Source organism: Kineothrix sp. MSJ-39, from assembly GCF_018917935.1.
In the GTDB taxonomy this organism is placed as follows: domain Bacteria; phylum Bacillota; class Clostridia; order Lachnospirales; family Lachnospiraceae; genus CAG-194.
Genome location: NZ_JAHLPN010000004.1, coordinates 40,603 through 54,748 on the forward strand (window position 1 = coordinate 40,603; position 14,146 = coordinate 54,748).

At 45.8% G+C, this 14,146-nt stretch carries 16 protein-coding genes; 1 reads left to right on the plus strand and 15 read right to left on the minus strand.

Translation table 11 applies throughout. The annotated features are described in order from the left end of the window. Positions 1–2 precede the first annotated feature (2 nt). The 5 genes from lepB (KQI22_RS04150) to KQI22_RS04170 all read right to left on the minus strand — a co-directional run bounded on the left by lepB (KQI22_RS04150) (position 3) and on the right by KQI22_RS04170 (position 3,871). On the minus strand, positions 3–545 hold the full coding sequence (gene lepB, locus KQI22_RS04150) for a signal peptidase I (protein WP_216550828.1): 543 nt from the start codon (positions 543–545) through the stop codon (positions 3–5). A 39-nt stretch (positions 546–584) separates the two neighbouring features. After that, positions 585–1,454: a ribosome biogenesis GTPase YlqF gene (gene ylqF, locus KQI22_RS04155; protein ID WP_216550829.1), complete on the minus strand. Its 870-nt coding sequence runs from the start codon at positions 1,452–1,454 to the stop codon at positions 585–587. 8 nt (positions 1,455–1,462) lie between these two features. After that, complete coding sequence (gene lepB, locus KQI22_RS04160; protein WP_216550830.1) at positions 1,463–2,044, minus strand: signal peptidase I; 582 nt, start codon at positions 2,042–2,044, stop codon at positions 1,463–1,465. A gap of 181 nt (positions 2,045–2,225) precedes the next feature. After that, positions 2,226–2,573 (minus strand): 50S ribosomal protein L19, encoded by a 348-nt coding sequence (gene rplS, locus KQI22_RS04165; RefSeq protein ID WP_216550831.1) that lies wholly within the window; start codon positions 2,571–2,573, stop codon positions 2,226–2,228. Between the two features lie 125 nt (positions 2,574–2,698). Beyond that, positions 2,699–3,871, minus strand: a complete 1,173-nt coding sequence (locus tag KQI22_RS04170) for a C40 family peptidase (protein ID WP_216550832.1) — start codon at positions 3,869–3,871, stop codon at positions 2,699–2,701. Positions 3,872–4,135: 264 nt separating this feature from the next. Here KQI22_RS04170 and KQI22_RS04175 point away from each other — a divergent pair, with 264 nt between their 5' ends. Beyond that, entirely contained in the window at positions 4,136–5,146 is a 1,011-nt protein-coding gene (locus tag KQI22_RS04175; RefSeq protein WP_216550833.1) for a glycoside hydrolase family 5 protein, read from the plus strand. Between the two features lie 71 nt (positions 5,147–5,217). On the opposite strand, the gene dtd is transcribed toward KQI22_RS04175, so the two are convergent. From dtd to rimP, 10 genes are read right to left on the minus strand one after another with little or no spacing between them, the layout of a single operon-like run. Then, the gene (gene dtd / locus KQI22_RS04180; protein ID WP_216550834.1) at positions 5,218–5,673 is read right to left on the minus strand and encodes a D-aminoacyl-tRNA deacylase; all 456 of its coding nucleotides are present in this window, start codon (positions 5,671–5,673) and stop codon (positions 5,218–5,220) included. After that, positions 5,670–6,590: a riboflavin biosynthesis protein RibF gene (ribF, locus tag KQI22_RS04185; RefSeq protein ID WP_216550835.1), complete on the minus strand. Its 921-nt coding sequence runs from the start codon at positions 6,588–6,590 to the stop codon at positions 5,670–5,672. Before ribF ends, dtd begins: the two co-directional genes overlap by 4 nt. A 26-nt stretch (positions 6,591–6,616) precedes the next feature. After that, positions 6,617–7,531, minus strand: a complete 915-nt coding sequence (gene truB, locus KQI22_RS04190; protein ID WP_216550836.1) for a tRNA pseudouridine(55) synthase TruB — start codon at positions 7,529–7,531, stop codon at positions 6,617–6,619. Between the two features lie 5 nt (positions 7,532–7,536). Beyond that, complete coding sequence (locus KQI22_RS04195; protein ID WP_216550837.1) at positions 7,537–8,517, minus strand: DHH family phosphoesterase; 981 nt, start codon at positions 8,515–8,517, stop codon at positions 7,537–7,539. 7 nt (positions 8,518–8,524) lie between these two features. After that, positions 8,525–8,896 (minus strand): 30S ribosome-binding factor RbfA, encoded by a 372-nt coding sequence (rbfA, locus tag KQI22_RS04200; protein WP_216550838.1) that lies wholly within the window; start codon positions 8,894–8,896, stop codon positions 8,525–8,527. 9 nt (positions 8,897–8,905) lie between these two features. Beyond that, complete coding sequence (infB, locus tag KQI22_RS04205) at positions 8,906–11,767, minus strand: translation initiation factor IF-2 (protein ID WP_216550839.1); 2,862 nt, start codon at positions 11,765–11,767, stop codon at positions 8,906–8,908. An 18-nt stretch (positions 11,768–11,785) separates the two neighbouring features. After that, the gene (locus tag KQI22_RS04210) at positions 11,786–12,103 is read right to left on the minus strand and encodes a ribosomal L7Ae/L30e/S12e/Gadd45 family protein (RefSeq protein ID WP_253293504.1); all 318 of its coding nucleotides are present in this window, start codon (positions 12,101–12,103) and stop codon (positions 11,786–11,788) included. After that, the gene (gene rnpM / locus KQI22_RS04215) at positions 12,081–12,353 is read right to left on the minus strand and encodes an RNase P modulator RnpM (protein WP_022003895.1); all 273 of its coding nucleotides are present in this window, start codon (positions 12,351–12,353) and stop codon (positions 12,081–12,083) included. The genes KQI22_RS04210 and rnpM overlap by 23 nt, the downstream gene beginning before the upstream one ends. 18 nt (positions 12,354–12,371) lie before the next feature. After that, a complete protein-coding gene (gene nusA / locus KQI22_RS04220; RefSeq protein WP_216550840.1) occupies positions 12,372–13,544 on the minus strand; it encodes a transcription termination factor NusA in 1,173 nt (390 codons plus the stop codon). Between the two features lie 60 nt (positions 13,545–13,604). After that, positions 13,605–14,072 (minus strand): ribosome maturation factor RimP, encoded by a 468-nt coding sequence (gene rimP / locus KQI22_RS04225; RefSeq protein WP_216550841.1) that lies wholly within the window; start codon positions 14,070–14,072, stop codon positions 13,605–13,607. Positions 14,073–14,146: the final 74 nt, after the last annotated feature.

The following is a 14,146-nucleotide window of genomic DNA, read 5'->3' on the forward strand; positions in this document are numbered from 1 at the left end:
GGTTATTTCCCGTGCGTTACAAAACCGATCTTGTCAAACGGGAAAATACGCAGCCACGCCCTGCCAATGATCTGATCACGCTTGATCAGTCCAACGGACGGATCCCTGCTGTCCGAGCTGTTATTCCGGTTATCACCGAGTACAAAATATTCATCCGAGCCTAAATAAATACTGTTTGCCGCCATGCCCGGATCCTTGATGGCTTCCTTCCCATAAGATTCCGCCAAAAGTTCTCCGTTGATATAGATGTTACCCAGCCCATCAATCATGACCGTTTCTCCCGGAAGACCGATGACACGCTTTATGTAATAGGTATTTGCCGTATACTGGTACGGAAATACAATCACATCAAACCGATTCGGCTCATGGAAGCGGTATGTGATCTTATCTACGATCAGGTTATCTCCGTCTTCCAGTGTATTTTCCATGGATTGTCCATGTACAACTGTTCTCTGCCCTACAAAGGCGATCACAAAATAAGTCAGTGCCAGAACTGCCAACAGATAAATACTGGTGCCAAGCACTTCCTTTAAGATCTGTTTCATTTTTTTACTCAAGCTTTTCTTTCCCCTTTTGCATTATGTCTATTCTGTCGGGCTTTCCAGTGTGATCCGTCCGATCCTGCCACTTCTAAAATCATCCAACAGAAGCGCCGCTGCCTTCCGGATATCCGGTTCGTCGCCTTTTAATACACATTTTCTGTTTCTGGCGATCTGTGCCAGCACTTCATAAGCATCCTGTTCTCCTTTGCAGTTTTCCTCTGCTTCATCCGAAAGATCATAACGCTTTGTCAGAAGAAGCGGATAGGCGTCCTTCAGATACAGGATCAGGCTGACTGCCATCTCTTCTATATTTAAGATCTCATCATTCATGGAACCGATCAGTGCCAGATTGAGTCCTACCTGCTGATCTTCGAACTTCGGCCATAAAATACCCGGTGTGTCCAAAAGCTCCAGCGTCTTGCTGAGCCTGATCCACTGCTTTCCTTTTGTTACGCCCGGCTTATTTCCTGTCTTTGCACAGGCTTTTCCGGCAAAGGAATTGATAAAGGTGGATTTCCCGACATTTGGGATTCCCACTACCATGGCTCTGACAGGGCGGTTTAAAATACCACGCTTTCTGTCACGCTCGATCTTTTCCTTACAGGCTTCTGCGACAACACCGTTGATCGCTTTCATGCTGTTGCGGTTACGCGCATTGAGCGCCACAACAAAGCAGCCTTTCTTCTCGAAATATTGCTGCCACTTTGCCGTCTGCCTTTCGTCTGCCAGATCCGCTTTATTTAACAAGATCAGTCTCGCCTTATTCTGTCCAAGCTGATCAATATCCGGATTGCGGCTGGATAACGGAATCCTTGCATCTACAAGCTCGATCACAAGGTCGATCAGCTTGATATTCTCCTGCATCATCCGCTTTGCCTTTGTCATGTGTCCGGGATACCACTGATAATTCATCTATACACCTATTCCATAAAGCCGATCGAGCTGTCGCCCGCCGCCAGATGGAACCATACCTTTCCGATTATATTATCCTTTTTCACAGCACCGATATTACCGGATCTGCTGTCCTCACTGTTGTTGATGTTATCTCCCAGGGTAAAATATTCATTATTGCCGAGGGTAATGGGATTTTCCGCAATCCCCGCATCTTCTATTTTATCATATTCCACATCTTTATACAAAAGCCCATTGATATATAAGGAACCGTTTTTGATCTGCACCGTATCTCCCGGTACACCGATCACACGCTTCACATAATAATGGGTGTTGGAGTTGCCGTTTGGCAGAAACACCACAATATCTCCGTTTTTGGGAGAACTGAGCTTATACACAAACCGGTTGACTAAAATATGCTGTCCGTTGTAAAGGCTTGGCTCCATGGAAACACCGATGACGGTTGTCCGCATGCCAAAACAGAACATGAGCACAAACGCCAGCATCCAGCAGGCGATCGTAATAAAGATCACATTCCAGATCTCCTTCATCACGGAAGCGCTGATCTTTTTCTTTTTCTGATAAAAACTAAGTCCTTTGCGTCGTCTCATAAAGTTTCCTTTCATCATGCATCTGTGATGTATGACATTATTTGGAACCTCGCTCATGCAAAATCTGCTTCGCAGATGAGCGAGGCTGCATCATGCATCATAAATGATGCATGACATTATTAAAAAGGGGACAAGATACACAATGTATTTTGTCCCTTTTTCTTTGCTTAAGCGGCAATGACTATTTTACTAACTCTTTTACTTTCGCTTTCTTTCCTACGCGACCCTTTAAGTAGTTCAGTTTTGCACGTCTTACTTTACCCTTTCTGACAACTTCTACTTTCTCAACGTTTGGAGAGTGAAGAGGCCATGTCTTTTCAACGCCGACACCGTTTGATGTCTTACGTACTGTAAATGTAGCGCGGTTGCTGCCACCCTGAACTTTCATAACGGTTCCTTCAAAGATCTGGATTCTTTCGCGGTTTCCTTCTTTGATCTTACCGTAAACTTTTACAGTATCACCTACGTTGAACTGAGGTACTTCTGCCTTTAACTGTGCTGCTTCGATTTCTTTAATGATTTCGTTCATTGTGTTTCTCCTTCCATTCTGGATGTTCTTAATACACTTCGTAACAGAGGACCATCTCTTTTTCACAACATTCATACTTTATCATAATTGATAGGGGAAATCAACCGTTTTTTCTTATTTTTATGCTAATCCTGCAAAATTCTCGTGACTGCTACCGGTGTCCTGTAATAAGCACTTGCAATACGGATTCCGGTCTTCGGTGAGCTGGCACTGATAACCTGTCCGCCACCGATGTAGATTGCTACGTGATTGATCCTGCCGCCCTTTGCATAAAAGACAAGATCGCCCGGCTTTGCCTCGGACATTTTGACCCTTGTACCGCTGTTTGCCTGTGCTCTTGAGGAGTGTGGCAGAGAAATACCGTATTTTGCAAATACGCTCAGGACAAAACCCGAACAGTCCGCACCCTTTGTCAGACTTGTTCCGCCCCAGACATACGGATTGCCGACAAACTGCTTTGCATATTCACAAAGCTCCACTCTGACATCCGATACACCTGCACCATATAAAAACTCTGTCATATTCAGGGCTGTTTTCAGCTTTGTATCAACCGTTACATAATCTGCGGATACATATAATTCGTTTCCGTCAAAATCAACACCGACCCAGTCGCTGCCATTGTCAAGCACTTCCAGTTCTTCGCCGTAAGCAACCATATCATAAACAGGAGCATCTAAAGAAGGTTCCTCTCTCAGCTTCAGTCCGTCCGCATTTACTGTGGCAAGCTCTTTTACCACACTGTCTGCCTGTGCTACCGCATCTTTACCGGTCAGAATATAATCAAGGCTCACATAGCCTTCCACACTGCCCGATGTGATATGTGCTTTATCGCCTTCGATCCCAAGGATCTCACAGCCGGTATCATTTTCCATCTTTCCGACGATCTTACTGCCATCTTCCGCTGTCTCTCTGACATTCAGATGATCCGCTACCTGTGCAATACCGAGATTGGTATAGCCGTAAGCCGCTCCGGCAGTTTCTTCTTCATCGTATTCCTGCTCATCCATATCTTCCGGTGCTACGTAGAGCGGAGAGGAAACCATGACACCTGCTCCGGCTGTCAGCGCCACATCGGAATTATCCGCTTTAGCTTCTGTCTCTGCTTGCTGCATACCGTCTACGGAAATCGTCTGTACCCCTTCCGTTCCCGTTACCTGTAAAGACGGTGTGGTCAGTGCATTCTGTGCACCTGCCTGCAGGGATACTGCCGCTGCTGATGCTGTCTGCGACTGGCAGATCATAGCAGCTGCTAAGACGAGTGTAAATATCTGTTTTTTCAGTCCTTTTTTATGAAACATATAAAGCCTTCCTAAACCAATTGTATTTCTCAACCCTTGTCATTTGTTACATAATTGTTACAAATGTTACAGATATTATAACAATATGATAGTAATGTGTCAAGTAGGAGGCTTACCCGCTGCAAATCTTGTCAATTATATCGTTTCTTTTACCTGCACTGCATAAATTCGGAAATACAAATTGCATGTTTTTTCCCTGTAACTTATGATAAACAAGAAGATATCTATCTTTATGCAACTATTATACATTTGGAGGTAACTATAATGATTTTTGAAGGGTTTCAAAACGGAATCAACTTAGGCGGCTGGATCTCCCAGTTCGACAAATATGACAAAGCACATTTTGACAGCTTTATTACAGAAAAAGACATTGCATATATTGCATCTCTTGGCTATGATCATGTGCGTGTTCCTGTAGACTACAATGTACTGGAGGATGAGGATGGAAACATCATTCCTTCCGGATTCGATTATCTGGAAAATTGCCGCAGCTGGTGTGAAAAATATCATCTGAACATGCTGATTGATCTACATGAATGCTATGGCTACTCTTTCGATCCACTCAAAAGGGATATGGACCGGAAAAAATTCTTTTATGATGATACACTGCAGGAACGCTTCCTGCATCTCTGGTCAGAGATCGCAACCAGGTTTAAAGACTATCCGGATCAGGTTGCTTTTGAGCCGCTGAATGAGGTTGTTCTGGAGGAGGTTGCAGACGCATGGAATGCCGTCATCGCAAAATATGTAACACTGATGCGCTCTATTGTACCGGAAGCATATCTGGTCATTGGCGGCGTTTGTTATAACAATGTGCTCTCTGTACCTCTCATCAAAGTACCGGATACCTACAAGATCGTATTTAATTTCCACTGCTATGAGCCGATGGTATTTACGCATCAGGGAGCTTACTGGGTAGAGGACATGCCACTTGATTTCCGGATTGGATATCCGAAATCACTTGCCCAGTACCGTAAGACAAGTACAGAGCTTTCCAAGGCACTTGCAGGTGCAGTATTTAAAGAAGGCATCAGCGATATCGGTCCTGATTTCTTTGCAGATATATTCGCTCCCGCCGTGGAAGCTGCAAAAAAAGCCGGAGTTCCACTTTACTGCGGCGAATATGGTGTGATAGAGCTTGCTTCCCAGGAGGACAAAGATCGCTGGCTTGCTGACATTTCCCAGGCGTTCGATACATTTGGTGTCGGCCGCGCGCTCTGGAACTATAAAGAAAAAGATTTTGGTATTGTAACAAAAGACTTTCCAAATACCTGAATTTTGCATGATATAAAATTCCTATCCCATAAAAAATCCCGGGGATCCTTGCATTCCCGGGACTTCTTTTTCTATACCCAGCCCATTTCTGCGCTGTCTAAGATGATTGTAAACGGGCCTTCATTTAAAAGCTCCACATGCATCATAGCACCGAATTCGCCGCGTTCCACATCGCTTACTTCTTCTTTGCATTTCCGGATGATATATTCATACAGCTCATTTGCCATATGCGGCTCTCCTGCCTTAAAGAAGGAAGGACGTTTTCCTTTTTTGCAGTCTGCATATAAGGTAAACTGCGAAATAAGCAGCAATGCTCCGCCAACATCCCTAAGCGACAGATTGCTCTTTCCGTCCGCATCTTCAAAAATACGCAGATCCAGCATCTTTGCGATCATACGGTCTGCAAGTGCCTCTGTATCTTCCTGTCCGATCCCGATCAATACCATATAGCCCTTCTGGATACTGCCGCGTACCTGACCGTCTATGGTTACCTTTGCATGACTGACTCTTTGAATGACAAATCTCATATGTTAAAATACCTCTTTCCGTCCGCTACGTTTTTTGCGATCGCTTCTTTCAGTTCTGCAAGCCCCGCAAATTTCTGCTCCGGTCTTTCAAAATGGAACAGATGTACCGTAATATCTTTCTCGTAAATATCTTCATCAAAATCATAGATATACGTTTCCACGCCCATACGGTGTGTATCTTCCACCGTCGGCTTATAGCCGATATTTGTTACACCGTAGAAGGTCTGTTGTCCATAGGTAACTGTTGAAAAGTAGACGCCGTTCGGTGGCAGCAGCTTTCCTTCCTGCGGATGCAGGTTGACCGTTGGCATGCCAAGCGTTCTGCCGATCCTGTTACCGTGTGCTACCCTGCCACAGATAAAATACGGCTCCGATAACAGGGCATTCACAAGCTCCATATTTCCTTCCGTGAGTGCTTCCCGGACAAAGGTGGAACTGATCTCCCTGTCGCCGTGGCAGATCTTTTTGATGATCCGTACCTGTACACCGTTTTCTCCGGCGATCTGTTTCAGAAGTGCAGCATTTCCCGCACCTTTATCCCCGAAGGACACATCTTCTCCCGCGGCAATAAAGCCCGCATGCATCTTTTTCAGCAAAAAGTCCCTGACATATGCCTCCGGCGAAACAGCCGCCGTTTCCTTACTGAACGGATACTCGACCAGATAATCCACGCCCATCTTTTCAAAGGCTGCGCGTTTCTCTTCCCTTGTCATCAGTTCTCCCGCCTGATTACCTTTAAAAAAGACGGCGGGCGACGGATCAAAGGTAAAAACGGCTGTTTTCAGTCCCAGATTCCTTGCTTTGAATATTTCATCCAGCAGTTTTTTATGTCCCTTGTGGATCCCATCAAATTTACCGATGGCAACTGCTGTCATTTCTTCAATTGTAAAATCCGTTGTTCCGGCTATTATCTTCATTTTCGTTTCCTTTGTCCTGTTCTGTTTTACTGTGGCAGGAACATTTTATAGGGGATAAAACGTTCCTCCGCCCGTGTATACTGATAGATCCCGTAAAATACATCTTCTGCGCTGTAAACTCTTACAAGAGCTCCGTCATGGATCTGTGCAGTTACATCTTCTGCACCTGCCAGCATCTGTGCCGTAAAGCTGTTTCCGTTTGCAAGCGCAAGCTGGTACTTTGCCGGTGCAGTTACCTTTGGGTAACTTAAAAACATCTGATCCACCGGGATCAGTATCTCTGAAAGTTTATCTGCATCGCGGATCTGCTCGATCTCAGAAAGCTTATGTGCCTCAGTCAGCGAAAATCTGTCCACTCTTGTCCGTAAAAGTGCCTCCATACAGCCGCCGCATCCTGCTTTTTCTCCGATATCCTGACACAGCGTCCTGATATACGTTCCTTTGGAGCAGTGTACACGGAAGCGCACACGCGGGAGCTGCATTTCCAGAATTTCAAGAGAGAAGATCTCGATATCCCGCGGCTTTCGCTCCACTTCTTTGCCTTCCCTGGCAAGCTCATACAGCTTTTTCCCGTTTACCTTCAGTGCGGAATACATCGGCGGGATCTGCTGGCTTTTTCCAATAAAACCTTCCATGATCGTCCGCAGCTTATCCGCTTCTACCTGAACCGTTTTCTCTGAAAGTACGGCTCCGGTCGTATCCTGGGTATCTGTTGTCACCCCCAGCAGCAGAACCGCTTCATATTCTTTTGTCTTGTCTGTCAGAAGATCGCAAAGCTTTGTTGCGTTTCCAATACAGACAGGAAGCACACCCTCTGCCTGTGGATCAAGCGTTCCGGTGTGCCCTATTTTTTTCTGCTTCAGGATCCCCCGCAGCTTTGCCACGACATCATGCGAGGTATATCCTTTTTCTTTATATACATTAATGATTCCGTTCATCATTTTCCTTATTCATCCTGCCCGTTTTGCTCCATCTGCAGCACGATCTGCTCCATCAGGTTGTTGACGATATCATAAAAATTACCGTTCATGTTACAGCCCGCTGCCCTGACATGACCGCCGCCGCCGAAAAAGACCGCAACCTTTGCCACATCGATATAGGAGCGCGACCGCATACTGATCTTATATTCCTGTGTGCCGACCTCATAAATGAAGATCGCCACCTCAACGCCCTTGATATTCCGCAGTTCATTGACAATCCCGGACAGATCCTTTTTCTCTGCGCCGTAAAAATCCATTGTCTTTCGATCTACCATGGAAACCATACACTTGCCGCCCAGCATCGGAAATGCCTCTAAAACAGCTCTTCCCGTGATCTGGGACTGGATATACGTCCTCTCATAGAAGGTTTCCTCGATCAGCTTCGGGAAATCAAAGCCATAGGAGATCAGATCTGCCACGATCCGCAGCGTTTTCGGTGAGGTATTGGAATACTGCATCACACCGCTGTCATGGATGATACCGACATAGATCGTCTGCGCCAGTTCTTTGTCGATCAGATCCAGATATTCCTGTCTGGAAGCGATCAGATCATATAAGACCTCAGCCGCCGAGCTTGCCTTCGGATCCACATAATAAGCGTCCCCACAGCCCGGATTGCTGATATGGTGATCGATATTGAGCAGCTTTTTCGCACGCATCACATACGTATTGGCATGCCCGCAGCGTTCCGGTACCGAATCCACAACGATCATGACATCATACACAAACGGCACTTGATCATCTGTGATGATCTGATCAATGCCCTGTATGAAGTCAAATTCCGGGGCCGGCTTTTCCAAAATCACATCTACCCTGCATTCCGGCTTCAGCTTTTTTAAGAACTGCCAGAGTGCCAGCGTTGTTCCGATGCAGTCGCCATCCGGATTTGTATGCCCGGTAATGCCGATAGATAAAGCACCCTGACATTCCTTTCCTAAATCTAACATAACACCACTACTCCTCTTCGCGGTTTAAATCCTTATTCACTTCATCAATTTTCTTTGACATATTCACACCGTATGCAATGGACTGATCCATAATGAACTGGATCTGTGGTGTGTTACGCAGATTGATCATCTTTGCCAGCTTGCTTCTGATAAAGCCTTCTGCGCTGTTTAAGCCTGCCAGCGTATCCGCTACGGTCTGCTCATCCCCAAGCACGGAGATCCATGCTTTACAGGTCTTCAGATCCGGCGCAACCTCTACTGCAACCACACTTGTCATGAGACCGATCCGCGGATCTTTGATCTCTCCGCGGATGATGTCTGCCAGTGCTCTCATGACTTCGCCATTAATACGTGTATTTTTAACACTGTTCTTTCTCATAATAACTTCCTATCTAGGTACCTCGACCATAATGTAAGCCTCTACGATATCAAGCTCCTTCATCTGGTCAAAGCCCTCAAATACAAGACCACATTCAAATCCTGCTTTTACTTCTTTTACATCATCCTTGAAACGTTTTAAGGATGCCAGCTCGCCTTCGAAGATCTGCTCACCTTCTCTTGTGATACGAACCTTGCAGTTTCTCTCGAAACGGCCATCCAGCACATAAGAACCGGCAATATTGCCGACTGCGGATGCCTTGAAGATCTGTCTTACTTCCGCATGACCGATCACCTGCTCCTCGAATACAGGATCCAGCATACCCTTCATGGCAGCTTCCACGTCTTCAATTGCCTGATAAATAACCTTATACAGACGGACATCAACGCCTTCTCTCTCTGCTGTTGCCTTTGCCTGTGCATCCGGTCTGACATTGAAACCAATGATGATCGCGGAGGATGCACTTGCCAGAATAACATCGGATTCGTTGATCGCACCAACACCGCCATGGATACATTTGACAACAACTTCTTCATTGGACAGCTTTAAGAGACTCTGCTTCACAGCTTCCACACTACCCTGTACATCAGCCTTGATGATCAGGTTCAGCTCTTTCAGATTGCCTTCCTGGATTTTGGTAAACAGATCGTCAAGCGACATCTTGGACTTTGTTTCTTCCAGCTTCTTCACCTTGTTCTGTGCTACGAAGGTTTCTGCAAACTGCTTTGCTGTCTTATCATTTTCATGTGCGATCAGGATCTCACCTGCATTCGGCACATCGGAAAGACCTAAGATCTCAACCGGTGTAGAAGGACCTGCTTCTTTCACTCTGCGTCCCTTGTCATCTACCATGGCTCTTACCTTACCATGTGCAGCACCTGCTGATACAAAGTCACCGACATGCAGTGTACCCTTCTGTACCAGAACAGTTGCAACGGAACCGCGTCCCTTATCCAGCTCTGCCTCGATAACAAGACCTCTTGCCTGTCTGTTCGGATTTGCTTTCAGTTCCAGAATTTCTGCTGTTAAGATGATCGTTTCAAGTAAGGTATCGATCCCTTCGCCTGATTTTGCGGAAACCGGTACAAATTCTGTTGTTCCACCCCAGTCTACCGGGATCAGTTCATATTCTGTCAGCTCCTGTTTCACGCGGTCGATATTGGCATTCGGCTTATCGATCTTGTTGACAGCAACGATAATTTCAATTCCTGCTGCTTTTGCATGGTTGATCGCTTCTACGGTCTGTGGCATAACACCATCATCTGCCGCAACAACAAGGATTGCGATATCCGTTGAATTTGCACCACGCATACGCATTGCTGTAAAGGCTTCATGTCCCGGTGTATCCAGGAACGTGATCTTCTCGCCCTTTACATTGACTGTATAAGCACCGATATGCTGTGTGATACCACCGGCCTCGCGGTCTGTTACATTGGTCTTACGGATTGCATCCAGAAGGGATGTTTTACCATGATCGACATGACCCATGACACAGATTACAGGTGGTCTCTTCACCATATCCTTTTCATCTTCTTCGTCCTCTTTCAGCAGTTCTTCGATCACATCCACCTGCACTTCCTTTTCACAGATGATATCATAATCGATCGCAATGTTTTCAGCCGTCTCAAAATCAACTTCCTGATTGACTGTTACGATCTGGCCCTGCATAAAGAGCTTCTTCACGATAGCGGAAGGCTGCAGCTTCATCTTATCTGCCAGATCCTTGATCGTGATCGTTTCAGGGATCGTGATCACCTTGATCTGTTCTTCTACAACTTCCTCTTTCTTTTCAGGTTTGATAAATCTGCCTGCTTTATTTTTGTTTTTCAGCATTGCTGCATTGTCATCTTCGTAGATATGATCCTTTTTGCTTCTCTTATCTCTTTCCTGACTCATGCGTCTCTTTTCATCGTCACGATGCTTTTCAGGCTCATTCATCGGTGCTTCCGGAACATATCCTTTACCCGGCTGATTTTTGCCGAATCGATTCTGCGGTCTGCCATCGCCTCTGTTAGGGCGGTCATTACCTGCAAAAGGTCTGTTACCACCCTGACGATTCTGAGCACCGCCATTCCCTTGGCCACCGCGGTTATAACCGCCGTTACGGTCTCTGTCATTTCTCTGTCCGTTTGCTCCGTTGCCGCCATTCTGTGGTCTTCTGTCGCCATAACGTTTCTGTCCGTCTCCATTATTGTTATAAGCTCTTCTTTCTGTGTTCTGCGCTGCACCTGCCTGGCCACCTCTGCCTCGGTTATCAGCCTGCTGCTGGTTTGTCTGTACCTGCTGCTCCTGCGGTTTTGCCTCCGTCTTTGGCTTTGGCTGCTGGTTAGCCGGCTGTGGCTTCGGTGTCGGTGTGATCGCTACCGGCTTGATTACAGGCTTTGGCAGCGGACGATATGTCTGCGAGGTCTGTGTCACGCGGCTTCCGCGTACGCTGCCGCGGTCATTGCCATAGCCCTGCTGTCTGCCACCACCGTTATTGTTATTTCTGTTATGTGCATTTCCCGTTGTATTTCCGTTTCCGCCCTGGTTTCTTTTTCCTGCCATGTTGCTGTTATGCGGATTGCTGACAAAAATAATATTCTTCTTTTTCTTTGGTGCTTCCTCTGTCTTTGCTTCCGGCTTAGTTGCCTCTGGCTTACTTTCTGCCTTCGGCTGCGGCTTTGCCTCTGCCTTTGGTGATTCCGGCTTACTTTCTGCCTTTGGTGCTTCTGCCTTTTTGAATTTTGCTCTGACTGCTGCCACTGCTTCTTCATCCAGACTTGAGTCACTTCTCTTTACTTCCACACCCTTGGATGCCAGAAAGCTCTTTACATCGTCGTTTGATATGTTTAACTCTTCTGCTAATTCACGCACTTTCAATTTTGCCATCTATTTCACTACCTCCGTCTAATTAAGTAAATTTATAATCGCATCTGCAAATCCCTCGTCTGTCACCGCCAGAGAAGCACGCACTTCCTTGCCCATCGCATGTGCCAGTTCCTCTTTGGTACCGCATACATAGCATGGCACCTCGTAAAAGCTGCATTTATCCTGAAACAGCTTTTTCGTATTGTCCGATGCATCCTCTGCCACAATGACAAGACAGGCTTTAAAGCTCTTGACTGCTTTTTCCGTTGCGAACTCACCACTGACTGTTTTTCTGGCTCTTGTTGCCAGACCGATCAGGGAAAAAATCTTTTTCTTATTTTTCACTGTTTTCGTCATACTCCTTTTGCAGGCTCTCATAAACCGACTGATCTATACTCATTTTGAAAGAGCGCTCCAATCCTTTGTTCTTCATAGCCATCTTTAAGCATTCTTCCTGTTTGCAAAGATAAGCACCTCTCCCATTTTTTCTACCGGTTACATCTAAGACAATATCGCCTTCCGCAGTCTTAATAACGCGCATCATTTCTTTTTTGCTCTTCATCTGCCCGCATCCGACGCATTGTCTGAGTGGAACTTTTTTACTCATAAAACTCCTCTGTTTCTTTTATTCTTCCATATTGTCTGCAGACTCTTCTGTTTCGGAAACATCTTCTGTATCCATCACATCCTCTGCAGCTTCATCCTCATCTTCATAGTCATCATCGATATAATCTTCATAACGGAAGCCCGGTGCATCCTTTGCCTGTGTCTCGGACTTGATATCGATCTTATATCCTGTCAGTCTTGCTGCCAGTCTTGCATTCTGGCCTTCTTTACCGATTGCAAGAGATAACTGGTAATCCGGTACAACAACCTTGGCTGTCTTTTCATCCGGATCTGCAAATACTGCTACGATCTTAGCCGGTGATAATGCGTTCTGGATCAGGTTACCTGGGTTCTCATCCCAGTTGATGATGTCGATCTTCTCACCGCGCAGCTCATTTACGATGGAATTGACTCTGCTGCCGTTCATACCAACGCAGGCACCGACCGGATCTACGTTCGGATTGTCACTCCATACAGCCATCTTTGTACGGCTTCCTGCTTCACGGGCGATCGCTTTGATCTCAACTGTTCCGTCTGCGATCTCTGCAACCTCTGATTCAAACAGACGCTTCACAAGATCAGGATGGGTACGGCTCACAAGGATCCTTGGACCCTTTGTTGTATTCTTAACTTCCAGAATGTAAACCTTGATACGCTCTGTCGGCTTGAATACTTCACCCTTTACCATTTCATTTTCATTTAAGATTGCATCTGCCTTGCCAAGGTCAATGCTGATATTTCTACCGATATATCTCTGTACGATACCTGTTACAACATCTTTTTCCTTTTCGTAGAACTGATTGTAAACAACGTTTCTTTCTTCCTCACGGATCTTCTGTAAAATTACGTTCTTTGCATTCTGTGTTGCAATACGTCCGAACTCTTTGGATTTGATCTCTACGGAAACTGTTCCGCCGACCTCTGCCTTTTTATTGTATTTCAGGGCATCCTCTAACGCGATCTGCAGGCAGTCGTCTTCCACTTCTTCCGGTGTTGCAACAACTTCCTTCTCGGCAACTACTTTAAAATCACCTGTTTCGCGGTTCATGCTGACCGTTACGTTATCTGCCTTTCCGAAATGGTTTCTGCAGGCAGTCAGCAGAGAATTCTCGATCGCTTCAAAAAGAGTTTCCTTACTGATCTCTTTCTCCTTTTCCAGAATGTCCATTGCTTCAATTAATTCTTTGTTCATTTTTCCTTTTTCCTCCTATATTCTATCAAATCGTATGCTTTCTGTAGTTTGCGGATCTGATTAAAATTCCACATATGGTCTGACAAGTGCAAGCTCGTTTCTCTGCAGGACACGCAATGCGCCGTCCGGCTCCTCGATCGTGATCTGTTCCTTATTATAGGCTTTCAGAACACCCATAAATTCTTTCTTTTTGTCGATCATCTTGTAGGTACGCATCTCGATCGGCTTTTCCAGATACCGGTAAAAGTCCTTATCCTTTTTCAGCGGCCGTAAAAGTCCCGGACTGCTGACCTCCATAATGTACGAATCCTCGATAAAATCATTCTGATCGATCACATCGGAAAACGCCCGGCTGACCAGCTCACAGTCATCAATGGTAATACCGCCCGGCTTATCAATGTAAGCCCGCAGATACCATGTACCGCCTTCTTTTACATACTCCACATCCACCAGCTCAAATCCATGGCTTTCTACGATGGGAAGCAGCATTTCTTCTGCTTTTGCTTCATAAGTTTCTTTTTTTGCCATTTTCACCTGTCCTTTACTGATTGCTTTGTAACCATTTAGACATTATACAAAAGAGTGGGCTTTGCAGCCCACTC

Excerpts from the sequence above, each read along its gene's own strand:
- lepB (WP_216550828.1), bottom strand. The coding sequence starts at position 545 with ATGAAACAGATCTTAAAGGAAGTGCTTGGCACCAGTATTTATCTGTTG.
- ylqF (WP_216550829.1), bottom strand. The coding sequence starts at position 1,454 with ATGAATTATCAGTGGTATCCCGGACACATGACAAAGGCAAAGCGGATG.
- lepB (WP_216550830.1), bottom strand. The coding sequence starts at position 2,044 with ATGAGACGACGCAAAGGACTTAGTTTTTATCAGAAAAAGAAAAAGATC.
- rplS (WP_216550831.1), bottom strand. The coding sequence starts at position 2,573 with ATGAACGAAATCATTAAAGAAATCGAAGCAGCACAGTTAAAGGCAGAA.
- KQI22_RS04170 (WP_216550832.1), bottom strand. The coding sequence starts at position 3,871 with ATGTTTCATAAAAAAGGACTGAAAAAACAGATATTTACACTCGTCTTA.
- KQI22_RS04175 (WP_216550833.1), top strand. The coding sequence starts at position 4,136 with ATGATTTTTGAAGGGTTTCAAAACGGAATCAACTTAGGCGGCTGGATC.
- dtd (WP_216550834.1), bottom strand. The coding sequence starts at position 5,673 with ATGAGATTTGTCATTCAAAGAGTCAGTCATGCAAAGGTAACCATAGAC.
- ribF (WP_216550835.1), bottom strand. The coding sequence starts at position 6,590 with ATGAAGATAATAGCCGGAACAACGGATTTTACAATTGAAGAAATGACA.
- truB (WP_216550836.1), bottom strand. The coding sequence starts at position 7,531 with ATGATGAACGGAATCATTAATGTATATAAAGAAAAAGGATATACCTCG.
- KQI22_RS04195 (WP_216550837.1), bottom strand. The coding sequence starts at position 8,517 with ATGTTAGATTTAGGAAAGGAATGTCAGGGTGCTTTATCTATCGGCATT.
- rbfA (WP_216550838.1), bottom strand. The coding sequence starts at position 8,896 with ATGAGAAAGAACAGTGTTAAAAATACACGTATTAATGGCGAAGTCATG.
- infB (WP_216550839.1), bottom strand. The coding sequence starts at position 11,767 with ATGGCAAAATTGAAAGTGCGTGAATTAGCAGAAGAGTTAAACATATCA.
- KQI22_RS04210 (WP_253293504.1), bottom strand. The coding sequence starts at position 12,103 with ATGACGAAAACAGTGAAAAATAAGAAAAAGATTTTTTCCCTGATCGGT.
- rnpM (WP_022003895.1), bottom strand. The coding sequence starts at position 12,353 with ATGAGTAAAAAAGTTCCACTCAGACAATGCGTCGGATGCGGGCAGATG.
- nusA (WP_216550840.1), bottom strand. The coding sequence starts at position 13,544 with ATGAACAAAGAATTAATTGAAGCAATGGACATTCTGGAAAAGGAGAAA.
- rimP (WP_216550841.1), bottom strand. The coding sequence starts at position 14,072 with ATGGCAAAAAAAGAAACTTATGAAGCAAAAGCAGAAGAAATGCTGCTT.